The sequence below is a fragment of the Bradyrhizobium sp. 63_E2_N1_3 genome (genome assembly GCF_052076005.1).
GTDB lineage: Bacteria > Pseudomonadota > Alphaproteobacteria > Rhizobiales > Xanthobacteraceae > Bradyrhizobium > Bradyrhizobium barranii.
Window position 1 is genome coordinate 3,032,135 of sequence record NZ_CP197235.1, and the last position, 24,500, is coordinate 3,056,634.

Here is a 24,500-nt window from a genome sequence, read left to right on the forward strand (position 1 = left end):
TTCTGAATGTGCGGAATAGTGGGTTTGCTATCTTACGGCGACGCCGGCAGGGTCGATCGTAGCGTCCTGGATCGCATGCGCGACGCCATGGCGCATCGCGGGCCGGACGGCGGAGACGGCTGGGTCTCGGACGACCGCAAAATCGGGCTCGGCCACCGCCGTCTCTCGATCGTCGACCTCAACGTCGCCGCGACGCAGCCGATGCGCAACGAGGACGGCACCGTCATCATCACCTTCAACGGTGAAATCTACAATCACGCCAAGCTCAGGCCCGAGCTCGTCGCCCGTGGGCACAAGTTCCGTACCGATCACAGCGACACAGAAGTGCTGGTGCACGGCTACGAGGAGTGGGGCCTCGACGGCCTGCTCGAGCGGATCGAGGGCGACTACGCCTTCGGTATCTGGGACGAGCGCAAGGGGCTGCTGTCGCTCGCGCGAGACCGCATCGGCGTCAAACCGCTCTATTTCGCCTGGATCAAGGGGTGCTTCGCCTTCGCCTCGGAGATGAAGGCGCTGGTCGAGCATCCCGACTTCGTGCGGGAGATCGACACCGCGGCGATGTATCATTACCTGTCGTTCCTGACGACGCCAGCGCCGCTGACGATGATGCGCGGCATCTACAAGCTGCCGGCCGGATGCAGCATGACGATCGATCGTTCCGGCAAGGCGACGATCTCGCGATACTGGGACGCGGTGCCCGGACGCGGCATCGACCCGGGCGAGACCGCCAATCTTTCGGAGGCGGCGCTCGAGGAGTTCTACGTCAGCGGCATTCGCGACCGGCTCCGCGCCAGCGTGGAGAAGCGGATGATGTCGGACGTGCCGATGGGCGTGTTCCTGTCGGGCGGCGTCGATTCATCGACTAACGTGGCGTTGATGAGCGAATTCTCCAGCCGCCCCGTGGAGACCTTCACGATCGGATTCAGCGATTACAAGCATCTGAACGAATACGAGCAGGCCAATCAGATCGCACGTCAGTTCGGCACCAATCATCATGAGATTGGGATCAGCAAGAAGGACATGATCAACTACCTGCCGCAGATGCTGCACTCGCAGGATGAGCCGATCGCTGACTGGGTGTGCATCCCGCTCTATTTCGTCTCCAAGCTCGCGCACGACAACGGCATGAAGGTGGTCCAGGTCGGCGAAGGCTCGGACGAGCAGTTCTGCGGCTATTCGGGCTACATGACGTACCTGAAGATGTATCACAAATACTGGGCGCCGTTTCGCAAGTATCTGCCGCAGCCGGCGCAGCGCCTTGCGGCGGGCACTGCTAATCTGCTTTCGGGGATTCATCCGAAGCTACCGGTCTATGCTGACGTCATCGATCGCGCGGCCCGAAGCCGCGAGCATTTCTGGTCCGGTGCGATGGTGTTCCCTGATTTGATGAAGAGCCAGCTCGTTGACTCCGCCGCCATCGCGGCCGCCAACGACGATCACGCGGACGCGGCGGGGTTGCTCGATCCCGAATATCTGAAGCTCGACAGCTTCAATATCGTCCGCAGCTTCATGGATCCCCTGGATGCCAAGTTCCCCAACCTTGATCCGCTGACGCGCATGATCCACAGCGAGTTCAGGCTGCGCTTGCCCGAGCTACTGCTGATGCGGGTCGACAAGATCGGCATGTCGGAGTCGCTGGAAGCGCGTGTCCCCTTCCTCGACCACAAGCTCGTCGAGTTCTCGATGGACATTCCCGAGGAATGGAAGACCAAGGGCGGCGAGCCGAAATATCTTCTGAAGAAGGCCGTCGAGGGCCTGATCCCCGACAACATCATTTATCGCAAGAAGATGGGCTTCGGCGCGCCGATGAGTGACTGGATGCGCAGCGATTTCGGCCGTGCGGTCCGGACGTCGGTGTTCTCCTCGGGGTTGATGCGGCGCGGCTTCCTGAATGCCTCCTATATCGAGAAGCTGTTCGACTGGCACTTCACCGGGCGGACCGATACCAGCCTGTATCTCTGGGCGATCTACAATCTGACCGCCTGGTATGATTTGTGGATCGATCGCAAGGCGGTCGATACGTCGCAGTTGTCCGATGCGGTTGCTTGACGCGGCGCGCCGCGCCAGGAGGATTCTCGGCAAATCTCCGACCTACGTTGCCAGCCGCGCCTGGCAGGAGGGGGAGCGCGAGCTCGACCGCTGGCTCGCGCCGATGCGTGAGCGAAGCCTCTCTCGCGGGCGGCTGCTTGCGATGGCGCGGGCCTCCTCCATCGATGAATTGTGGACACGGCTGCGCCAGCGCCCCTATCCGGCCTGGACATCGGCGATGGATCTCGCGGCGCTCGACCGCGTCGAGCCCGGCGATAGCGCGCGGATTCGCGACGCCGCACGCCTTGCTTGCGCACGAACGGTCGACCTGCTCGGAACGGGACCGGTCGCGCTCGGCAGGCCGATCGACTGGGCCCGCGATTACCGGGTGGGGATGGGGTGGCCGGGAGGCTTTGCGCGATCCATCGACTACGTGAACCGCGATCGTCCCAGCGACGTCAAGGTGCCCTGGGAGATTTCGCGTCTGCAATGGCTGATCCCTGCGGGACAGGCCTACCTGCTGGACGCCGACGAGCAATATGCCGTCGCTGCCCGCGATATCCTGCAGGAGTGGATAGACGGCAATCCGCTCGGCTACACCGTGAACTGGTCCTGCACGATGGAAGCCGCGATGCGGCTTTTTACCTGGACCTGGCTGTTTCATGTCTTCGCGAACAGCCCCTCCTGGCGCGACGAGGACTTCCGCGCGAAGTTTCTGGCCTGCCTTTATCTCCACGGCGACTTCACGCTCAGGCACATCGAGAAAGCCGATGTCAACGGCAACCACTACACCGCGGATCTTGCTGGCCTGGTGATGGCCGGCCATTTTTTCGGCGACGTTGGGAATGCTGGTCGCTGGCAGGAGGCCGGCTGGCGAGGGCTGCAAGAGGAAATCGAAGAGCAGGTCTTCGCCGACGGGGTCGATTTCGAGGCGTCGGTGCCCTATCACCGGCTGGTCTGCGAGCTCTTCCTGTGGCCGGCACTGTTCCGCAAGGCCTGCGGCGCCAGCCTGTCGGACAGTTACGTCCAGCGGCTGCGCGCGATGGCGCGATTTGCCGCGGCCTATTCGCGCCCCGACGGCACCAGCCCGCTGTGGGGCGATGCCGACGACGCAAGAGCCCTGCCATTCGGCGGACAGAAACTCGGCGACCATCGCTATCTGGTCAGCCTAATCGCGCTCGCATTCGGCGATAACGATCTGGCGGCGCAAGCGGGGGGGCCTCGCTCCGAACTCGTCTGGGTGGTCGGGCCCGAGCTGGCCGCATCATTCGCGCCAGCCGCTCGCTCGCCTGCGTCGTCCATGGCCTTCCCGCACGGCGGTGCCTATGTCATGCGCGCCGGGGATCATCACGTATTCATCGATTGCGGCCCGGTCGGCCTCGCCGGCCGCGGCGGCCACGGGCACAATGACGCGCTGTCGTTCGAAGCCTGGCTCGCCGGCGCGCCAGTCATCATAGACCGCGGCGCGTTCGTCTATACGGCCTCGTTCGAGAAGCGAAACGAGTTTCGTTCGACCTCGTCGCACAACACGCCGGGAATCGATGGTGCGGAGATGAACCGCTTCGATCCCGGCAATCTCTGGAACCTCCAGGACGATGCGCAAGCCGAATGCACGACCTGGCGGACCGGCGACGAGCAGGATCTGTTTGCGGGCAGGCACCAAGGCTACCGACGCCTCGGCGTCGACGTTGCGCGCGAAATCAGCCTGGACAGGCGATCGGGCCGGCTCCAGATCGTCGATACCATCGATGGCCAGGGCGAGCACCAGATCGTTGTACCCTTGCATCTAGCGCCTTCCGTCCGTGTCGAGCGCAGCGGCGCGGAGATCCGCCTCGCCTCAGCGGGACGCCTGTTCTCCCTGTCGGCATCCGATGACGGCTGGGAACTGACGATCGAGCCCACGTCGATCTCGCCGAGCTACGGCGTTGTCGAGCCGTCGCACAGTCTGGTGTGGCGGAGGCAGGGAGCCTTGCCGGCGAGGCTGGCGATAACGATCAAGCCGGACGGGAACGATATCTCGTGCCCTCCCTGATCCATACCTACGCCGAGATGCTGCTGGCGCGGGGCCTCGCCATCCTCGGCTCGTTCGGCGTGGCGATCATGACCGCGCGCATGCTCGGACCCGTCGAGCGCGGGCGCTATTACTACATCGTGACGCTTGCCGCGATTGCCCTGCAGATTGCTTCCCTCGGTATCCAGTCGAGCAACACCTACCTGATTGCGCGGACACCGGCGCTGCTCGCGCAGATCATGGCCAACTCGCTGTGGCTTGCGGTCCTGGCCGGTGTTGCGGCCGCGGCGGGCGTCATCGCATTCGATCTGGCGATCGGAGGTCCCGAGCAGAGCTTCATGTTCGTCGCCATCGTAATGGCTCTGACACCGTCGCTGCTCCTGTTCCTCTACCTGTCCAATATCGCGGTCGCTCTTAATCGTCCCAGGACCTTCAACGGTCTGATCATCCTCAACGGCGTCGCTGCCATCGGTGCGGCGCTGTCTGCCTCCTGGCTTGCTCCGCAACTCGGGGGATTTCTCGTTGCCGCGGTCGTCGCCTCGTTCGTCGCCTGCGTCGTCGCCTGGGCTGTCCTGGCAAAGGGCGTCGACATTCCGCGCCGCTTCGACGTCGGGCTGTTCCGGGACGGTATCGCATTTGCGCTGCGGGCTCATGTCGCGACTCTGCTGGGATTCGTCATGGGCCGCATGAGCGTCATGGTGCTCAGGCAATTCGGCGAGTTTGCGGATATCGGTTACTGGTCGATCGCAGCACAGATTGCCGATGCGTTGCTGATCCTGCCCTCGACGATCGGCCTTCTGCTGTTTCCCGCGCTCGTGCGCGCGAAAGGTCCGGCGCGCATGCAGCAGTACAAGGTCGCGTTGCTACAGATCACCTTGCTGATGGCGCTCGTCTGCACGGCCAGCGCCGTGCTGGCGAGCCCGATCGTCACGATCATTTTCGGGAAAGCGTACGAGCCGGCCGTGGCCATCATTCTTGCGCTGCTTCCCGGTGTATTCTTCATCGGCGTCGCCTCCGCAGCCTCCCAGTTTCTGTCGGCGAGCGGATTTCCCTGGTCGCAGGTCATGGCCTGGCTCTGCGGGGCCACTCTGCAGGTCGTGCTCTCGGTTGCGCTGTTCGGACAGTTCGGTGCCGTTGGTCTGGCGTGGATTCAGAGCGCGAGCGCTGGATTCGTCTGCGTCTGGCTGCTTCTCAATAGCCTCAGGTCCGGCCTTTCCGCCGATCTCTGATGCAACGATTTGGCGCGGGGGTGCTTCACGCCCTTCCTGTCTTCCGGATGGCCTGCAAAGCAGGCGCGCCAACCCCGGCGGGGGTCGTGAAGCCTCGCCGGGAGCAAGATATTCCGGCAACCTATTCCGAGGGACGGATCGCTTCGATCATGAGATAGAGGCCGAGCTGGCGCGCAACAGCAAGCAGGAGCGTTCGCGGCCAAAGGCGCCGGGCGATCGACAGCAGACTTCCGCGATGACGCTGGCCCGTTGCGCCGGAGAGCAAGTCACCCGGGCTCAGCTCGACTTCCATCTTGGCCACCCGCAAGCCGCTGGCTTCGACGATCGCGGTTGCCTCCCTCGTCGAATAGGCCTTGGTGCCGGGGCTCTCGAGATGGTTCGCATAGATCGAGGCAAGGCTCGACGACAAGCGTCCATAGCGAAGCCAGAGCATGAGTCCGACGATCGACCATTTGTGGTAGATCATGATCCGCGCGGAGCCCCCGGGCTTCACCACCCGTGCAACTTCCTTGAACGCCTGCGTTGTATCGGCGCTGTGGTGCAGAACGCCCCAGCTGTAGACGATATCAAACGTCGCATCCGGAAAAGGAAGCCTTTCCCCGTCGGCGACCTGGAGCTCGGATTCAAGTTGGGCGAGGGCGAGACGTTCGCGTGTCAGGTCGACGGCGCGCGGGGTCAAGTCGATGCCGCAAAGGCGAGCGGGCCCGCTGCGAGCCCATTGTTCATGGTCCGCACCCATGCCAACGCCGATTTCGAGCACAGCCTGCTGGTGCCCCTCTTCGAAGCGGGCGAAGGGCCTGATGAAGGGCTCGAGCTCGTACCTCGTCTCGCGTTGGCTGGAGAAGCGCTTAGAGGCGTCGATGCCGACGGCATAGGCGGCCTCGCCGCAGGCGGCCTCGTTCCAGAAATCGCGGACAACCCTATTTTTCATGGGCGCACTCTCATCATGGCATACTGTATCCCCCCCATGAGCCTGGCACAAGAATGGGCGCCGGCGACTGCCGATTTGCCGGAGTTCCGAAGCTTCCGGACCGGCAGTGCAAGGCTCCCTCAGCCTTCAAAATCTACCGGCGAGCCGCAAGCGTACTGTCTCATGTAGGCCGAACTATTGAACTCGGCGCCGGAAATGGTATCAGCGCTTGGGCGAAACACAGCCGGAACGTGGAATGTTTGGGAAACGATGGGGGGATCCCGCGCGCCTGGTCCGAACAGTGCGCCACTTGCGTTCCGAACAGATCATCAATCGCGTCAGGCGCCGAATTCTTCCGCCCAGCATCGCGCATGGACCGGCACCAGGTTTGCGCACGCCGACGGCGAGATGGCGGAATGCTGCGGGCCGGCCGGCCACCATGGTGTCCCCCCGGCGCTTCCGGATTCTTGGGCAGGTGGCGGAGCTGCTGGACGGTGCCGGCTGGAACAATCCAGCAATGCCGAAGCTGTGGCTGTACAACCTGCACTACTTCGACGATTTGCGCGCTGAGGCAAGCGAGGCCCGTGCATCATGGCATCGCGACCTGATCAACGCCTGGATCGCCGAAAATCGTCCCATGACGGGAAACGGCTGGGAACCGTATCCGATATCGCTGCGCATCGTGAACTGGGTCGCATGGGCGCTGGCGGGCAACGATCTGGGCTCCGCCGTGCGCGACAGCTTGGCAACGCAGGCGCGCGCGCTGAACTCCTCGCTCGAGTATCACCTGCTGGGCAACCATCTGCTCGCGAACGCGAAAGCCCTTGTGTTCGCGGGTTGCTATTTCTCGGGAGTCGAAGCAGACCGATGGCGACGCACCGGCCTGGATCTGCTGCAACGGGAGTGGCGCGAACAGGTGCTGTCGGACGGCGGCCACTTTGAGCTTAGTCCGATGTATCACGCCATCCTGCTCGAGGATGTCCTGGATCTCATTCAGCTTTCGAGGATCTATCCGCGCGAGCTTGCTGAAGCGGCGGCGCAATGGCCGGCCTTGGCCGCGCGTATGCTGGCCTGGCTGGGTGAAATGGTCCATCCGGACGGGGAAATCGCCTTCTTCAACGACGCCGCTTTAGGCATCGCGAGGACTTACGGGCAGCTTGCTGACTATGGGGAATCGCTGCACGTCTTGCGGAGCGCGGACGACACTACCGGTCGGCTGGCTGACAGCGGGTATGTGCGGCTGCGCTCCGGTCCCTGGCTCGCGATCCTCGATGCGGCCGAAGTCGGCCCCTCCTACCTGCCGGGACATGCGCATGCAGACACTCTCTCGCTCGAAGTGTCGTTTGGCGATCGTCGGTTGATCACCAACTCCGGGACGTCGTCTTACGCCCACGATGCAATTCGAGATGAAGAGCGTTCAACCGGCGCCCACGCGACTGTCGAGATCGATGCAGAGAATTCAACCGAAGTGTGGGCCAGCTTTCGCGTCGGGCGGCGTGCGCATCCATTCGGCAGATCGGTATCCGTGACCGGCCACATCCAGTCGGCCTCCGCCAGTCACGATGGGTACCGCTGGCTCCCTGGCCGGCCAGTCCACTGCCGCAGCGTCACGGTGTCGCCGACTTCGCTAGTTGTTCGGGACCGCGTCACGGGCGAGGGAAGCCACGCGATCATCGGTCGTTTTCCGCTGCACCCGCTGGTCGGTCGTATTTGCCCGGACGGGCAAGGCTGGTCGATCGAGGTGCCAGGGGAGCCGCGGCTTCGTGTGTCAGCGAGAGGAGCGTCGCAATTCCTGCTGAACGACGGGTACTATGCGCCGAGTTTTGGGCAACGAATCTTGCGACCGGTCCTTGCCTGGAGCTATACGGGCGGGCTACCCATGGAAGTCGAAACCCGGTTCGAGCTCTGATTTGCGTATCCTCTTCGTCACCGATCACTATCCGCCTGAGGCGAGTGCGCCGTCCATCCGCTGCAGCACGCACGCGAAGCGTTGGATCGAGCGCGGCCATCAGGTCACCATGCTGACCAATTTTCCAAACTACCCGGATGGCGAGGTGTTCGGCGGCTACCGGCAATCGCTCTACAAGCGCGAGATATACGAAACGGTGGACGTCGTGCGCGTACCGACGCTGGTGTTTCCAAATCGTGGTGCATTCCTGCGGATACTTGACTACCTGAGCTTCGTAGTGACGGCGAGCCTTGCGTCCCCCTTCGTTGCTCGGCCCGACGTCGTCATTGCGACGTCGCCACACATCTTTGCCGCGGTCGCAGGGTGGATTGTGAGCCGCGTTCACCGCAGGCCCTTCGTGTTCGAAGTGCGCGATCTTTGGCCGGACTCGATTGTCGCCGTCGGCGCCATGAAGGAAGGGAGAGTGATGAATCTTGTCCGGCGGGTGGAGCGCTTTCTTTATCGGCAGTCGGATCTCATCGTTACGGTCACGTATGCGACCCGCGATGTGCTAGCGTCGCGAGGAATCGACGCCAACAAGATCGTCGTCATCACCAATGGCGCAGACACCACGAAGCTCGCTCCGGGTTGCGCGGCATCGTCGTTGCGCGAGAAGCTTGGAGTTGAGAACAAGGTCGTCGTTTCGTACATCGGCACAGTCGGCATGGCGCATGGGTTGCAGCTCATCCTGGACGCGGCAGACGAGTGTCTGACCCACGTTCCCGAGGCGCAATTTATCATCGTTGGATCCGGTGCGGAGCGCGAGGAGCTACAACATCAGGCCGAGCGTCGGCGACTGCGGAACGTGTTGTTTGTCGGTCGCGTTTCGCACGACGAGATTGTCGACTATTGGCATCTCAGCGACTTCACGCTGGTATTGCTGAAGAACACCCCGCTGTTCAAGACGGTGTTGCCGTCGAAGGTCTTCGAGGCCTTGGCGACCGGCACGCCGATCATCACCAATGTGCGCGGTGAGCTGGAGCGTCTGCTGGAGCCACTGGGCGCAGCGGAGATGATCGAGCCGGACAGCGTGGAAGCACTGGTGAGCGCTATTGGGGAACTCGCACGAGATCCGGCGCGCCGGCGTTTGCTTGCGGCAAACGCCGCTGCTGGGGGCAAGCGCTACGAGCGCAAAGCGCTGGCCGATAGCATGCTGGAAGCTTTGCAACGGTGGTGTCCCGGGAAACCAGGAGAATCAGACCGGTCGGATCGCGGTCTCTCTCGAGACAAGACGAGCTAACTGCGCAGGCTGCCGGAACAACCTTCCAACTATCTGGTATTTAACGCCTTTTTGGAGTGGTCGATTCCGGGCGATTCGTTAGGTTCCGCCCACCGTTAGAGTTTGTATATTTCCGCGCGACTGGTTACACAGCGCTCCGCTGGGGAGGCCCGGATCAGCGTTAAGGCGGACAGCAAGCCCGACGATGCGAAAAGTCATTGCGATATTTGGAACGCGTCCGGAAGCCATCAAGATGGCCCCTGTCGTGACTGAGCTACGGCGGAGCCAGAGCCTTGATTTGCGTGTCTGTGTCACGGGCCAGCATCGGGGCATGCTGGATCAGGTGCTGGATCTCTTCGCGATCAAACCCGACCACGACCTCAACCTGATGTCGCCCAACCAAGCGTTGGACCAACTTACCGCCAAGCTTCTCACTGGGATCGGGCAGGTGCTGGATCAGGAGAAGCCAAACCTGGTCCTGGTCCACGGCGATACCTCGACCACGCTCGCCGGTTCGCTGGCTGCATTCTATCGCAGGCTGCCCGTGGGGCATGTGGAAGCAGGTCTGCGATCCGGCTCGCTGTCCGCGCCGTGGCCGGAAGAGATGAACCGCCGGGTCGCAACCCTTGCGACCCGGTTTCACTTCGCGCCAACCGAGCGGTCGCGGCAGAATCTCATCGATGAAGAAGTCGACCCGTCTCATATCCACCTGACCGGTAACACCGTCATCGATGCGTTGATGGAAACTGTGGAGCGGTTGAGGAGTGCGCCCTCTGCCGGCACCGAGCTGCGAGGCCGCTTCAGCTACCTCGATCTCGATCTTCCGCTGATCCTCGTGACCGGACATCGGCGAGAGAACTTCGGTGACGGGTTCGAAAATATCTGCAATGCGCTGCTCGATATTGTCACTCAGCACAACGTGCAGATCGTGTATCCTGTCCATCCCAATCCCAACGTTCTGGCGCCCGTCCAACGCTTGCTCGGAGCCCAAAAGCGGATTCATTTGATCGCCCCCCTGGACTACGAACCATTCGTCTATCTGATGGAGCGTTCACGTCTCGTGATCACAGATTCCGGCGGCGTGCAGGAGGAGGCGCCGTCGCTGGGCAAGCCGGTCCTGGTGATGCGCGAAACAACCGAACGTCCCGAGGCCGTCGACGCTGGAACCGTGATTCTCGTGGGCACGTCCCGCGAGCGTATCGTCAATGAGACAACCAGGTTATTGACGGACAGCGATCACTATGGGCGGATGGCGCAATCGGTTAATCCTTACGGCGACGGCCTGGCCGCAAAACGAATTCGCAAGGTGATCGAGGATCAACTGTGAGCGACGTAAAGCTAAAAGCGATTTGTGTGGTCGGGCTCGGTTATATCGGGCTCCCAACTGCGGTCGTGCTCGCCTCGCGAGGTGTTTCTATCGTGGGTGTCGATGTCAGCGAGGCGGTCGTTGCCAAGATCAACCGTGGTCAGGTTCACATCGTGGAGCCCGACCTCGATGCGGTGACCGCGCGCGCGGTTCAGGTCGGAAAGTTGCGTGCGGCCACGAAGCCTGCGCCAGCGGACGCTTTCATCATTGCCGTCCCCACGCCATTTCATGATGGGAAGGCGGACCTCAGCTATGTCGAGGCCGCGGCGGCATCCATCGCGCCGGTCTTGAAGAGCGGCGATCTCGTTGTACTTGAATCGACCTCTCCGCCGGGTACGACGGAAAGGATGACTGCCCAGCTTGCGACCCTGCGGCCCGATCTGCGCATGCCTGTGTCGGGGGTCGAAGATTGCGACGTTCATGTCGCCTATTGCCCCGAGCGCGTATTGCCGGGACGCGTGCTGGTCGAGCTGGTCGAGAATGACCGTGTGATCGGCGGCATCACAGCCAAATGCTCGGCGCGCGCCGAGGAACTCTATCGCATCTTCTGCACCGGCAGCCTGCTCAAGACCAGCGTCCGCACGGCGGAAATGTGCAAGCTGACCGAAAACTCGTTCCGAGACGTTGGTATCGCCTTTGCAAACGAACTATCGATTGTCTGTGATAAGCTCGGTATCAATGTCTGGGAGCTGATCCGGCTCGCCAACCATCACCCGCGCGTCAATATCCTCCAGCCGGGCCCCGGCGTCGGCGGCCATTGTATCGCGGTGGATCCCTGGTTCATCGTCGAGGCGGCTCCGCAGGAGTCCCGCCTGATCCGCACCGCGCGCGAAGTCAACGACGGCAAGCCGTCCTACGTTCTCGAGAAGATCAGGACCGCCGTCGCCGGCGCTCGGTCTGTCGGCGCCTATCCGAAAGTGCTGACGCTCGGTCTCGCCTTCAAGCCCGACGTCGACGATTTCCGCGAAAGCCCGGCGCTCGAGATCGCCGAAGAGGTGGCTGAGTGGAACAGCTGCGAACTGCTGGTATCGGAGCCCTTCGCCGAGCTGTTACCGGGAAGGCTTGCCACGCACAAGAACGTCCGCATGGTGCATGACGTCACCGAGGCGATCGCCGAGGCGCATATCGTCGTGATGCTGGTCAATCATCGTGCCTACAATGAAATCCCGCCGGCCGAGCTGAATGGCAAGGTGGTGATCGACACGCGTGGAGTATGGTCGTGAAGCAGCTTCTGGTCCGGTCGGGTAAAGTCTTTTTGCAGGACGTCCCGGCGCCGGTCGCCGGTCCGAAGAACGTGCTGGTTCGGGTGGAGCGTTCATGCGTGAGCGTCGGCACCGAGATGGCCGGCGTCAAGATGTCGGGCCTCCCGCTGTATCGCCGGGCCCTTAAGCAGCCGCACCACGTCAAGCGTGTGCTTCAGCTCATGCGAGATCAGGGCGTGGCGCGCGTCTACAAGCAGGTCAAGGGCAAGCTCGATGCGGGACTGCCGACCGGGTACTCGGCCGCCGGCACCGTCATCGCCATCGGATCGGAGGTCGACGGGATCGCGATCGGCGATCGCATTGCCTGCGCCGGCGCGGGCGTCGCCAACCACGCCGAAGTCATCGACGTTCCGGTCAATCTGTGCGTTCCTATCCCGCAGCAGGTCTCCTTCGACGCCGCAGCCACAGTGACGCTCGGTGCCATCGCGATGCAAGGCGTGCGCCGCGCGCAGCCGACGCTTGGCGAGACCGTCGTCGTGATCGGGCTAGGAATTCTCGGGCAGATTACAGCACAGCTCCTGACCGCAAACGGGTGCCGCGTAATCGGGACCGATGTGGATAACAAGCGCATCTCGACCGCGCTTGAAAATGGCCTTGATCACGGCATCAACCCGAACGACGGCAACTTGGTCGAAAGCATTATCAAGCTGACCGATGGCGTCGGCGCCGACGCCGCGATCATCACGGCTGCCTCCGCTTCCAGCGATATTCTCGCTCAGGCTTTTCAATCCTGTCGCAAGAAGGCGCGTGTGGTGATTGTCGGCGACGTGGGCCTGAACATGGCGCGATCGGACATCTACGCCAAAGAGCTCGATGTCCTGATCTCCTGCTCCTATGGGCCCGGGCGCTACGATCCCGTCTACGAGGAGGAAGGCGCAGACTACCCGCTCGCCTATGTCCGGTGGACTGAGAACCGCAACATGGGTGAATATCTTCGCCTGCTCGCGGTCGGTCGCCTTCGGCTCGATAACATGCTGCATGAGCCCTATCCGGTCGATCGTGCCGAAGAGGCGTATGGGCGGCTGGCAGGCGAGGGCGAGAAGCCACTTCTGGTCCTGTTGCAATATCCGCATCGGGAAGAGGCCGTGCGATCTGTGCTGCAGATTTCTGCTCCGAAGCCCGTCGATGGCCGCATCAAGATCGCGGTTGTCGGCGCGGGCAGCTTTGCGCAAGGCATGCACCTCCCGAACCTGAAGAAGCTCGGTGACAAGTTCGATCTTCGCAGCGTTGTGAGCCGCACCGGCCTGTCTGCGCGCACGGCCGCCGAACGCTTTGGTTTTAGCACCGCGAGCACTGATTTTCAGACTGTTCTCGATGACCCGCAGGTCGATCTTGTGCTCATCGCAACACGGCATGACCTGCACGCCGAAATGACCGTGGCGGCGCTGAAGGCCGGCAAGCACGTCTTTGTCGAGAAGCCGCTGTCGATGGCCGAGGAGGGGCTGGACGCCATCGAGGCATTCTACGAAGCCAACCCGAATGGACCGCTGTTGATGACGGGCTTCAACCGGCGGTTCGCGCCGGCTGTCAGTGCGGCCCGCGAAGTGATCAAGGGGCGTTTGTCGCCGATGATCGTGAACTACCGCATGAATGCCGGATACATTCCCTCCGACCATTGGGTGCATGGCCCACATGGGGGAGGCCGCAACATCGGCGAAGCTTGCCACATCTACGATCTTTTCAATTCGCTCACCGGCAGCCAGCCTGTCGAAGTTCAGGCCCGGTCGATTGTACCGGCCAGCGGCCATTGGCGGCGTGATGACAATTTCGTCGCCACCGTACGTTACGCCGATGGTTCGTTATGCACGCTGACTTATACGTCGCTGGGCTCGAAGGAGTTCCCCAAGGAGCGCTTCGATATTTTTGTGGACGGGAAAGTTCTCGTGCTCGACGACTACAAACGATTGGAGGTCACCGGCGCAAAGGCGGGCTGGAAGGGCTTGACCATTGAAAAGGGACAGTTCGAGGAGTTGGTGGCGCTCGCCGAAGCCTTCAAGCCGGGCGGCAAATGGCCGATTTCCCTCGCCGATCAGCTGTCGGCGACGCGGGTCAGTTTTGCGGTCGAGAAACAGCTCGCTGAGTAACGCGGTGCGTTCCGTTGTAGTGCTCGGGACCTAGTCGAACAATCGATGTATGCCCCACGCTCTCCAATTTGGGAATTTCGAAGACGCGGCCCCGCCCCTATTTAGCTCTCGGTCGCGGTCGGGGAAAACGGTGGTCTCTTCACGGAATGTCTTGAAGCAAGTCGTGCCGGCAAATCACTGGCCACCGTCTCGACGCCTTATTCACGCACCACACCAGGGCAAGGCCAAAAGCTGGTGGATTTGCGCCCTTGCAGGCGCGAAGCGTCGTTGGTAACTATGCGGCCTGCAAGGCCCTTTCCGTCCCATCTGCACGTGCGCTTTCCACGCGGTCGCAAACGGTTCTCGCCCTACTCTGGAAGGCGAGCTCGTCTCGGTAGGAATCGACCACCATTTCGCCGGATCTGAGTTTCTTGTAGGTCTGCTTTGCAGGGGGACTTCTTGAGAAGCGTTTTCGAGGTGTGAACGAATGTACGCGATTGGAATCAGCTCCGGGATCAAGCATGGTCACCATGATGGCGCGGCCGTGTTGTTGCGTGACGGTGAGCTGATTGCTGCCGCGGAAGAAGAAAGATTCACGCTGGCCAAGCATGCTCGCGGCGAGCTTCCGCGCGGTGCCATCGGTTTCTGCCTGAAGCAGGCCGGCATCACCATGCGCGACGTCGACTGGATCTGTTCGCCGCTGAAGACCTACACGAACTACGCTCAGCGCCTCACCGAATATTTCAAGTACCAGTTCGGGCACAGCCCGAGGATCGAGCTCTACGACCATCACCTCTGTCACGCCGCTAGCTCGTTCTACGGCTCCGGTTTCTCCGAGGCGACCGTTGCCTGCTTTGACTTCTCGGGCGACTCCAGCTCTGGTCTCGTCGCGCATGCGCGCGGCAATGACTTCCGCGTGCTGACACGATTCGGCCGCCACAACAGTCTCGGACTCTATTACGGGATGCTGACCCAGTATCTCGGCTATCAGATGACCAATGACGAGTACAAGGTCATGGGCCTATCGTCCTATGGCAGCCCCGAATATCTCGACAAGTTTGCCAAGCTGCTGCGCCCGGCCGGCATCGATTACGAACTCGATCCCGGGCTCGACAAGCGCAGGCGCGACGCCGAGATCTTCACCAGCGATTTCTCGACGCGACAGGAGCGTATCTTCACCGAGAAGATGGAGGAGATTTTGGGGCCGCGGCGCTTGCGCGGGGCGCCGCTCGACCAGCGGCTGACCAACATCGCCGCGAGCGGCCAGAAGCAGCTCGAGATCGTCACCACCGAGGTGATCCGCTCCGCGATCGCCGAGACCGGCTGCGGCGACGTCTGCATCGCCGGAGGCGTCGGGCTGAACTGCAAGATGAACATGGAGATCGCCGCCGAGCCGTCTGTGAAGCGTCTCTACGTCCCGCCGGTGCCGCACGATGCGGGTGTGGCGCTGGGTGCTGCGATGATGAAGTGTGCGGAGGCCGGCCACGCGATCGCACCGCTGACCCATGCCTATTGGGGACCGGAATATTCGAACGACGCGATCCGGGAAACGCTGGACAAGATCGGCGCGCGGTTCGAGTTGCTCGACGATCCTGTCTCGCGCTGCGTCACCGATCTGACGGAGCAGAAGACGGTGGGCTGGTTTCAAGGGCGGATGGAATACGGCCCGCGCGCGCTCGGCAACCGCTCGATCCTGGCCGATCCGCGCCATGTGGGCATGAAGGACCGCATCAACCTCACGATCAAATATCGCGAGGAGTTCCGTCCGTTCTGCCCGTCAGTGCTGTACGAGCGCCAGGCCGAGTATTTCGAGAACACGTTCGACGCACCCTTCATGGTGGTGACGTTTCCGGTCAACCAGAAGGTTGCGGAGACTATGCCGGCGGTGGTCCATGTCGATAACACAGCACGCATCCAGAGCGTCCATGCGGACAGCAATCCGCTCTACAGCCGCCTGATCGGCGAGTTCGCGCAAGCGACCTCACTGCCGGTTCTGATCAACACCAGCCTCAACATCAACGAGCAGCCGACAGTGAATGCACCGTTGGAAGCTCTGCATACCTATTTTTGCTCCGGTCTGGACGTGCTGTACCTCGGGCCCTACCGACTATCGAAGCCACGTTAAGCGAATGGATCGGTCCGATCGAAGGCTCAACCGACCGATGACGCGGTTCGCCCTTTGTAGTTTGGGCATCTCGCGAATTTGCCTGAATTGATGAAGGATCTGACATCGTTTGTCCGACGAATGTGGTACCAGAGCGATTTCATGAACTTCAGGAAAAGGCGACGGGTTAATCTGGCCGTCGGTGTGGCGGTTGCCGCCTACATCACGACTTCAGGTGCGGCTGCGCTAATTCCATTTCCGCTTGGACAAGAACAGCTCGGCCAATTGTTCTTCCCTCAGGAAGTTCCTTACGCGTGGATGACCTCGCTCGGATCTGCAACTTACTGGCTCTTATTTCTGCTGACGCTCGTAGTTCTTCCGATAGCTGCGATTGTCACCGAGAAGGTCTTTTCGTCAGCAACCCTTTCATTTTCCGACGAGATACCCTTGTGGATTCCGTTGGTGTTGGCGGGCGCCATGATCGCTTTCTGTATCTGGAGGCTTGCTCAGGCCGGCGGCTTGTCCGCGAGTGAGGCGTGGGATCAGAGCTTATGCTACGAAGAGAAAATCCTGAGGCGGGTCGAATTGTTCAATCTGCTTGGTAACAAGTACTATTCGTTCGTCTATTCGAGTCTACCCATCGTCGGTTGCTATCTGCTGGCGCGGGGATTGCTCAAACGCGAAAATGTCAGCCTCGGAGCCTGCGCGGCGCTGAGCCTGATCGTTCTTTGGTTGGATGTCGCAACTATTCAGAAAGCACCGGCGCTTCTCTATGTGCTGGTGCTCGGATTGACGTTGGCGCTCTCTGGATTCGGTCTCGTGCGCACCGCGATCTTGACGGTCGCGGCAGGAGGAACGATCTACTTGGCCCTGGCTCTGAGCCAATTTTGCGAAATCAAGAACGTCGGCGAGCCGGAAAACACTGTTCAGGCGGGTCCCCTCGGACGGTCGCCCGGGATTCCGCCGCCCGGTTCGGACTCATCATCCGCTCTCAACCCGCCATCATCCGTGCTCCGCTCGCCATCAGCAGCCGTTGGAGAGCCGTCGGAGAGCGCATTCAGTGCCGTGTTGCAGAAGGCAATTTGGATCGTGCGATCGGGCGTATTCCGGATGGCGGTCGGAACTCCATACTATGTGCAGATCTTTTCGGATCCCGATCAACGTTGCGGCATAGTGCGGCCGACCTTCAGCGGACTTCTTGCCCCGCAACCTTGCTATCCGGCCACGAAAGTGTTCGCGGTGATCTATCCCGCGATCACATACACGATGGGTTCGCAACCGGCCGGTGTGAGCCTGTCAGGCTATGCTGAGGGAGGTCTCTTTTACGCTGTCTTGGCGACGGTGATCGCCGGTTCGCTAATTGGCGTGATTTCAGTCCTGGCGAGAGGCAACGATCCCATGAGCATTGCCATGCAGGTGGCAGGCTGCCTCTACGCGTATTACGTGACCCAGGTTCCTCTAACGGCGACGCTGCTGGATAGCTATGGCCTCGTTTGGTTAATAGCTCCGCTTGCCGCAATGCGTGCGCTGGCATGGATGATTAGCATCATTCTCCGAAAATGAGTCACCGCACGCCGCGCAAGCTGCTCGATGCCAGTCACCTCGATGAGCTTGGTCGGCCGCGTTGGACTAGGGTTGAATCACTCGCGCTCAGCGCAAGGAGAGCGCTTGCCGCACGAACGCTTCGAGGTTTCCGTCCTGAAACAATAGGCCCTGAATGCCCGCAGCTTCGGCCGCCTCCAGGTCGCTTGGCTTGTCGCCGATCAGGATGCTTCTGTCGGCTGCCACTGGAAAGCGCTTGAGGAGGTCGGTGATCATGCCGGGCGCGGGCTTGCGACGGTCGCTTACGCGTCGATAGCGCTCGATGGTGGCTTCGGGATGGTCGGGACAGTATTCAAATGCGTCGATGTGCGCGCCGATTACTGCTAGCTCCTTAGTGATCCAGCGATGGAGAGTTTGGACGTCGCTCTCCTCGAAGAATCCGCGGGCCACACCCGACTGGTTGGTGACGACAAAGGCAAAATAGCCCGCGTCGTTGACGACCTTGACCGCTTCACGGGCGCCCTCTTTCCACTCGAACTTGCTCGCCTCGAAGACGTAGCCGTGATCGTGATTGAGTACGCCATCGCGGTCGAAAAAGACCGCCGGGCGCACCATTGTCGCTGTCATCTGCTGCCCCTGAAAAGTTGTGATCTCTCCTCACAAGTAGTTTGTCAAGGACCCGGATCTGATGGCGGAGCAGTAGTCCGCGATTACCTTTCCGTTGCTCCAGGCCGCAGGCGTTCGTCGACTCGGTGCCTTTCACTTGAATTCTGAGTCCGCTGATCGCAACGCACGCTTTGGTTCGGGAGTGTTTGGAAAACGAAATACGCCGTGGGAGCGGAATACACGGGTTCCTTGTCGAAGGGGCGTATGAGCACCGAAACGCCCACAGAGTAGCGCGCGCCCTCTTGATGCTAGCGGATGGAATGACAGCCTTTGTTGGGGGCGTCCGATCGGCCGCGCAATCTCAGCAGTTTTTGGACGCGCCGCGAAATAAGGGCGATGGTCACAACTGTCACTATGATCGGCACAACGGTGAGTTCGACGGGTTTGTCATCGAGTAACGACGTTCGTCCGGTTGCGCCGAGGAAGGTGAACAGGAAGACCTGCGGGGCACTGAATACCAAAGTGGCCAAGATGAACGACACCAGATGGATTTTTGTAAGTCCGAAAAGATAGTTTTGTAACGCGCTTGGTACCGGGGCACCGAGTCGCATGAGAGCGACGATGCGCCATCCTTCCTTGTCGACAGCTTCGGCTATCGCTTCCAATCTAGATCGTTGTTCGAGCTTTCGTCGAAACCACTCGGACGCGATATGGCGGGCTAGCAGAAACGCCAGCGTTCCTCCCGTTGTGCCGGCCACCAGGATGATGGGAGCCGCACCAATCCCAAATGATGCGCCGGCCGCAACGATAAGGATCGTCCGAGGAAAGACTATCAGCGCCGCCAACCCAAAGAACAGCGCGAGAGCGGCACCCGATGTGACGGAAAGATGCCCCAATCCCTCGAATGCCTCGATGATATAATCTGTCATAGGAGTTGCTTTGCGCCATCTGTGCAGACCAATCAACCCACCCAAAAGCCACAAGTGGGTGTATCCGGACCTTAGGCGAGGCCTACTTCTTGATTGACCCCAACCGTCGCTTAGGGCAGGAGTAGCAACTCACGGTAGTGCATTTTTTGGATAGTAGTGAATTGTCGTGGGTAAGGAATTTTCCCGTGCGTGGCAGGTGCGGCGCGCAGCAATTTATTCGGTCGGGATAGCGGGCGGTGTGGGGCTGGCGCTACTCGCCATTTTCGGCCTTTTTGACGATGCGCTTGAGAGGCGAATGTACAGGAATTGCCTAGCGGGCCACTCGGACAGGCCATTCCTCTGCCTAACTGAGGAGCGCGCAATACGGCTTAGATTCTACGTGCCTTAATATCCCCCGCCAACAACGACCAACGCGAGTCCATACCACCAAAGGACCGCGAGAGCATATGCCGTCGCGCCTACCTATTTGCACCGATTTCGCGCAGAATTCCGTGTGACCAGGGAATTGGGGTTTGAGCGCTTACCGCTCGTCCGCGATCACCTTGCCGTCGTTCGGCAGCGCGCCCGGGCTGACCAGCTCGACATTGCCGCCGAGTTTCGTCACCGCGCGCAAGGTGCCTGCAATTTCCTCGCGCAGGGCGTCGCTCGCGGCCGCAGTTTCCGCTCGCAGCGTCATCGCATCGGCCTCGCCCTGGCGCATGACGACGAGGCGCAGGCGGCCGAGCGCGGCATGGCGCTTGCCGATCTCGGCGACCTGCTCGGGGCGGACGAACATGCCCTTGACCTTGGTGGTCTGGTCGGCGCGACCCATCCAGCCCTTGATGCGCATGTTGGTGCGGCGGCATTTGCTCGGGCCCGGCAACACCGCGGTAAGGTCGCCGAGCGCGAGACGGATCCAGGGATGGTGCGGATCGAGCGAGGTCACCACGATCTCGCCGACGTCGCCCGGCGCGACGGGATCGCCGGTGCCGGGTTTGACGATCTCCATGATCAGATCCTCGTTCACGACCAGGCCCTCGCGCGCCTCGGTCTCGAAGGCGATGAGGCCGAGGTCAGCGGTGCCGAAGGCCTGGTAGGCGTCGATGCCGCGTGCCTTGATTTCGGCCTGGAGCGAGGGCGGGAAGGCCGCACCCGAGACCAGCGCGCGCTTGATCGATGAGACGTCGCGCCCCGAGCTTGCGGCGGCATCGAGCAGGATCTTCAGAAAGTCCGGCGTGCCGCTGTAGCCGACAGGGCGGTAGGCCTCGATCAGCTCGAATTGCTGTTCGGTATTGCCGGGGCCCGCCGGGATCACCGCGCAGCCGAGCGCGCGGGCCGAGGCATCGAAGATGAAGCCGCCGGGGGTGAGGTGGTAGCTGAAGGTGTTGAGCACGATGTCATCGGGGCGGAACCCGGCCGCGAACAGCGCCCGCGCACCGCGCCAGGGATCGGCCTGCCGCCCTTCAGGCTCGAAGATCGGACCGGGAGAGGTGAAGAGGCGGGCGAACGATCCCGGGGCTGCCGGCACGAAGCCGCCGAAGGGCGCTGACGCCTTGTGCAGGGCCGGCAGCTCCGACTTGCGGAGCACCGGCAGGCCCGCCAGCGCCGCCCTGGAGGTCACGGCGGCCGGATCTATGCCCTTCAGCCGCTCGGCGTAGGCGGGCGCGGCCATCGCGCCGCGCAGCACGTCCGGCAGGCGGGAGAACAGCTCCGCCTCGCGCACGGCCGGTTCGCGCGTCTCGCGGGCGTCGTAATGGGCAGTCATGGCTGGTCTTTCCGGGTTGACATCCGTTGCACGCCGCCGCCGGCATGGGTATCAGACGGCCAGTGTCGAGGCGTGGAGGGGACGCGATGGCGGACGAAGGCATCATTGCGGTGGACGAGGCGGCGATCGTCGTCGCGCGCCTGAAGCGCCGCATGATCGACGAGGCGCTGCCGCTGTGGTCGTCCGTCGGCTGGGACGATGCGGCAGGCGGTTTCGTCGACCGGCTGCACCGTGACGGCACGGCCGACACGGCCGCACCGCGGCGCGTGCTCGTGCAGGCGCGCCAGATCTATTGTTACGCCAAGGCGGCGCAGATGGGCTGGTACCCTGAGGGGCGCGCCATCGCGCTGAAGGGACTGGAGCATCTGCTCAGCAAAGCGAAGGCGCCCGACGGCCGGGCCGGCTATGTGCACCGGCTGACGCCGGAAGGCGCCGTGCTGGACGGCCGGCGCGATGCTTACGACCACGCCTTCATCCTGTTTGCGCTCGCGGCCGTCTACGCGCTCGACCAGGATGCGCAAATTCGCGCCGAGATCGACGCGCTGCTCGCCTTCCTCGACGGCCATCTGCGCTCGCCGCATGGCGGCGTCCATGAAGGCCTGCCGGTCTCGCTGCCGCGCCGGCAGAACCCGCACATGCATCTGTTCGAGGCGATGATCGCGTGCTTCGATGCGACCCACGATCTGTCGTTCCAGAACCGCGCCGGCGACTTCTTCGCGCTGTTCCTCGCCAATCTCTACGACAAGCAGAAGCGGATCCTGACGGAGTATTTCGAGGAGGACTGGTCCAAGATCGAGCCGGTCAGCGTCGAACCCGGCCATCAGGCCGAGTGGGTCTGGCTGCTGAAAGGGTTTGAACGCATCACGGGTTGCCCGACCGGACAGCGTCGCGCCGAACTGCTCGCGACCGCGCTGCGCTATCGCGACGAGGCCACGGGGTGCCTGGTCGACGAGGGCGATGCCAGCGGCAACATCCGTCGCAGCACTCGCCGGCTGTGGCCGCAGACCGAGATGGCCAAGGCGTGGATCGCGCAGGCCGAGTCCGGCGAGGCCGGCGCGGCGGACGAGGCGCGCGCGGCGCTGGTGCGGCTCGAACGGCATTATCTCAGCCATCCCGTGAAGGGCGGCTGGTACGACCAGTTCGATCGCGACGGCAAATCGCTGGTCGACACAATTCCTGCGTCGTCGTTCTATCATGTTCTCTGCGCAGTCACGGAAGCGGAGCAGGTGCTGAGCTGAGTTTCACAGCCACCGTTTGCGCCGCTTGAAGCTCTTGAGGTTCTTGAAGCTCTTGCGCTGATCGCCGGCGCCGCCGAGGTAGAACTCCTTGACGTCCTCGTTGTCGCGCAGTTCGTCCGCGGTGCCGTCGAGCACGACCTTGCCCTGTTCCATGATGTAGCCGTGGCTCGCAACCGACAGCGCGGCGCGGGCGTTCTGCTCGACCAGCAGGATGGTGACGCCGAGGTCGCGGTTGATCTTCTGGATAATCGAGAACACCTCTTTCACCAGCAGCGGCGACAGGCCCATCGAGGGCTCGTCCATCAAGATCATCTTCGGGCGCGCCATCAGAGCGCGGCCGATCGCAAGCATCTGCTGCTCGCCGCCTGAGAGATAACCGGCAAGGCCGGTGCGCTCCTTCAGGCGCGGGAAATAGTTGAAGACCATGTCGAGATCGGCATCGACCTCGCGATCCCTGCGGGTGAAGGCGCCGAGCTTGAGGTTTTCGAGCGACGTCATGTCGGCGACGATGCGCCGGCCCTCCATCACCTGGAAGATGCCGCGACGCACGATCTTGTCGGGATCGATGCCGGCGATAGCGGAGCCCTCGAACAGGATCTCGCCGCGAGTGACCTCGCCGTCCTCGGTCTTGAGCAGCCCCGAGATCGCCTTCAGCGTCGTCGACTTGCCGGCACCGTTGGCCCCGAGCAGCGCCACGATCGCGCCCTTGGGCACGTCGAGGCTGAGGCCGCGCAGCACCAGGATGACGTCGTCATAGACGACCTCGATGTTGCGGACGGCGAGGAGGGGCGGCGCGGGCACGACGCTGGGGGAGGGACGCTCGATGTGAGCCGGTTCACTCATGGCTAGTTACTCTCTTGATGTCGTCACCCGCGAAGGCGGGTGACCCAGTATTCCAGAGACGCTCGACGTTCCCCGAGAGGCCGCGGCGTACTGGATCCCCCGCTTTCGCGGGGGATGACGTTCGTGCGTGTGGTAAATGCCGGGCTCACCACCCCAGCAGTTCCGGCTTGCGAAGCAGCTCGACGGTCTTGACCTTCTCGAGCTTGATCGTGCCCTTGGCCATGAGATCATTGAGGTCGCCGTCGGTCGCACCCGCGATCTTGGTGCGATAGAGGTCTACCTTCAGCGTGCCGCGGTGGTCCTTGTCGGTCCAGGTCGAGGCATTGCAGACGCCGTCCATTCCGGCCGGCACCCAGTCCTTCTTCTGGTAGAAGCCCTTGGCGACGTTCTCGCCGGTCGCCCCGCCGTTCTTGGCAGCCCAGTCGAGCGCCTCCCTCATGTAGAGCGCCGAGCAGACCGCCGCGATGTAATGCACCGGCCGGTAGACCTTGCCGGTGGGGTCGGACATCTTGGAGATCTCCATCACCGTCTTCATGCCGGGCGCATCGCCGCCCCAGCTCACTGCGGTGCGCAGCGGGAAGATCACGCCGTTGGCGGCATCGCCGGCGGTCTTGGCGGCGTTCTCGTCCATGCCCCAGACATTGCCGAGGAACTGAATCTCGACGCCGGCGGTCTTGCAAGCCTTCAGGACGGAGATGTTGGAAGCCGCGGTGTTGCCGAGATAGGCGTAGTTGGCACCCGAGGATTTCAGGCTCAGGCACTGCGCGCTGTAGTCACCCGGTGTGAGCGCGAACACCAGCGGCGGCAGCACCTCGAAGCCGAGCTCCTGCGCCATGGCTTCGCCTGCGGCCTTCGGCGCGTTCGGATAGGGGTGGTTGGCGCCCATGTGCACGAACTTCGGCTTGCCGGGCTTGCCCTTGGCCTTCCAGTCCTCGGCCGCCCACATCAGCATCGCGCGCAGCGAGTCCGAATAGCTCGGGCCGTAGAAGAAATTATAAGGCGCAGGCTTGGCCTTGCCGCTGACGCCCTCGGGATCGGTGAGGGCTGCGGCATAGGAGCCGGAGAGGTCGGGGATCTTGTCCTGGGCGAGGAAGCCGGTCAGCGCTTCGGTGTCTGCGGTGCCCCAGCCCATAATCGCCGCGACCTTCGAGTCCGGCGCCGACCATTTCTTGTAGAGCGCGATCGCGCGCGGCACCTGGTAGCCGTAATCGTTGGTATCGACGCTGAGCTGCTTGCCGCCGACGCCGCCGTTCTTGTTGACCCAGGCGAAGGTGTCGGCGACGGCCTGGCCGTAGGGCGTGCCGACGTCGGAAGTGCCGCCGGAATAATCGGCGAGGTGCCCGATCGCGATCTGCGCCTGCGCGCTCGCCGAAAAGGCTGCGATCGCCAGCGCCAGCGATGCGGTGCTCAAAAGGGATTTTGTCTTCATTGGTTGCCTCCTCATGTTTTTCGTTGGTT

Annotated in this window: 17 protein-coding genes; 11 read left to right on the forward strand and 6 right to left on the reverse strand. The window is 62.3% G+C overall.

Features of this window, described 5'->3' with window-relative positions; genetic code table 11:
- The first annotated feature begins 6 nt into the window (after positions 1 to 6).
- The 3 genes from asnB to AB7531_RS14065 are packed head-to-tail and all read left to right on the forward strand — an operon-like array spanning position 7 to position 5,268.
- A complete protein-coding gene (asnB, locus tag AB7531_RS14055) occupies positions 7 to 2,049 on the forward strand; it encodes an asparagine synthase (glutamine-hydrolyzing) (RefSeq protein WP_063982158.1) in 2,043 nt (680 codons plus the stop codon).
- Entirely contained in the window at positions 2,036 to 4,060 is a 2,025-nt protein-coding gene (locus AB7531_RS14060; protein WP_063982159.1) for an alginate lyase family protein, read from the forward strand. Before asnB ends, AB7531_RS14060 begins: the two co-directional genes overlap by 14 nt.
- Positions 4,048 to 5,268, forward strand: a complete 1,221-nt coding sequence (locus tag AB7531_RS14065) for an oligosaccharide flippase family protein (protein WP_063982160.1) — start codon at positions 4,048 to 4,050, stop codon at positions 5,266 to 5,268. The genes AB7531_RS14060 and AB7531_RS14065 overlap by 13 nt, the downstream gene beginning before the upstream one ends.
- 121 nt (positions 5,269 to 5,389) lie before the next feature.
- Here the strand turns inward: AB7531_RS14065 and AB7531_RS14070 are convergent, their stop codons facing one another.
- Positions 5,390 to 6,199, reverse strand: coding sequence for a class I SAM-dependent methyltransferase (locus AB7531_RS14070; protein ID WP_063982161.1), 810 nt, complete (start codon positions 6,197 to 6,199; stop codon positions 5,390 to 5,392).
- A gap of 454 nt (positions 6,200 to 6,653) precedes the next feature.
- Between AB7531_RS14070 and AB7531_RS14075 the strand changes: the two genes are divergently transcribed.
- The 7 genes from AB7531_RS14075 to AB7531_RS14105 all read left to right on the forward strand — a co-directional run bounded on the left by AB7531_RS14075 (position 6,654) and on the right by AB7531_RS14105 (position 17,703).
- The gene (locus AB7531_RS14075) at positions 6,654 to 8,087 is read left to right on the forward strand and encodes a heparinase II/III family protein (protein ID WP_187388002.1); all 1,434 of its coding nucleotides are present in this window, start codon (positions 6,654 to 6,656) and stop codon (positions 8,085 to 8,087) included.
- Between the two features lies 1 nt (position 8,088).
- On the forward strand, positions 8,089 to 9,366 hold the full coding sequence (locus AB7531_RS14080; protein WP_063982163.1) for a glycosyltransferase family 4 protein: 1,278 nt from the start codon (positions 8,089 to 8,091) through the stop codon (positions 9,364 to 9,366).
- A 184-nt stretch (positions 9,367 to 9,550) separates the two neighbouring features.
- Entirely contained in the window at positions 9,551 to 10,672 is a 1,122-nt protein-coding gene (wecB, locus tag AB7531_RS14085; RefSeq protein ID WP_063982164.1) for a non-hydrolyzing UDP-N-acetylglucosamine 2-epimerase, read from the forward strand.
- A gap of 26 nt (positions 10,673 to 10,698) precedes the next feature.
- Positions 10,699 to 11,934, forward strand: a complete 1,236-nt coding sequence (gene wecC, locus AB7531_RS14090; RefSeq protein ID WP_371498140.1) for a UDP-N-acetyl-D-mannosamine dehydrogenase — start codon at positions 10,699 to 10,701, stop codon at positions 11,932 to 11,934.
- A complete protein-coding gene (locus AB7531_RS14095; protein ID WP_063986230.1) occupies positions 11,931 to 14,057 on the forward strand; it encodes a bi-domain-containing oxidoreductase in 2,127 nt (708 codons plus the stop codon). Before wecC ends, AB7531_RS14095 begins: the two co-directional genes overlap by 4 nt.
- 466 nt (positions 14,058 to 14,523) lie before the next feature.
- Entirely contained in the window at positions 14,524 to 16,161 is a 1,638-nt protein-coding gene (locus AB7531_RS14100) for a carbamoyltransferase family protein (RefSeq protein ID WP_063982165.1), read from the forward strand.
- A gap of 90 nt (positions 16,162 to 16,251) precedes the next feature.
- The gene (locus AB7531_RS14105; protein ID WP_187388003.1) at positions 16,252 to 17,703 is read left to right on the forward strand and encodes a hypothetical protein; all 1,452 of its coding nucleotides are present in this window, start codon (positions 16,252 to 16,254) and stop codon (positions 17,701 to 17,703) included.
- Positions 17,704 to 17,790: 87 nt separating this feature from the next.
- Here the strand turns inward: AB7531_RS14105 and AB7531_RS14110 are convergent, their stop codons facing one another.
- From AB7531_RS14110 to AB7531_RS14120, 3 genes are all read right to left on the reverse strand, one after another.
- Positions 17,791 to 18,309 carry a D-glycero-alpha-D-manno-heptose-1,7-bisphosphate 7-phosphatase gene (locus AB7531_RS14110; protein ID WP_245328607.1) on the reverse strand — a complete coding sequence of 173 codons (519 nt, stop codon included), beginning with the start codon at positions 18,307 to 18,309 and terminating at the stop codon, positions 17,791 to 17,793.
- 287 nt (positions 18,310 to 18,596) lie between these two features.
- Positions 18,597 to 19,217, reverse strand: a complete 621-nt coding sequence (locus AB7531_RS14115; RefSeq protein ID WP_063982168.1) for a TVP38/TMEM64 family protein — start codon at positions 19,215 to 19,217, stop codon at positions 18,597 to 18,599.
- Between the two features lie 520 nt (positions 19,218 to 19,737).
- A complete protein-coding gene (locus tag AB7531_RS14120; protein ID WP_063982170.1) occupies positions 19,738 to 20,961 on the reverse strand; it encodes a phenylacetate--CoA ligase family protein in 1,224 nt (407 codons plus the stop codon).
- Between the two features lie 86 nt (positions 20,962 to 21,047).
- On the opposite strand from AB7531_RS14120, the gene AB7531_RS14125 reads away from it, so the two are divergent.
- Positions 21,048 to 22,199, forward strand: a complete 1,152-nt coding sequence (locus AB7531_RS14125; RefSeq protein ID WP_063982171.1) for an AGE family epimerase/isomerase — start codon at positions 21,048 to 21,050, stop codon at positions 22,197 to 22,199.
- A gap of 3 nt (positions 22,200 to 22,202) precedes the next feature.
- On the opposite strand, the gene AB7531_RS14130 is transcribed toward AB7531_RS14125, so the two are convergent.
- Both AB7531_RS14130 and AB7531_RS14135 read right to left on the reverse strand, forming a co-directional pair.
- Positions 22,203 to 23,042 (reverse strand): ABC transporter ATP-binding protein, encoded by an 840-nt coding sequence (locus AB7531_RS14130; RefSeq protein ID WP_028152015.1) that lies wholly within the window; start codon positions 23,040 to 23,042, stop codon positions 22,203 to 22,205.
- Positions 23,043 to 23,187: 145 nt separating this feature from the next.
- Complete coding sequence (locus AB7531_RS14135) at positions 23,188 to 24,471, reverse strand: ABC transporter substrate-binding protein (protein ID WP_063982172.1); 1,284 nt, start codon at positions 24,469 to 24,471, stop codon at positions 23,188 to 23,190.
- Positions 24,472 to 24,500: the final 29 nt, after the last annotated feature.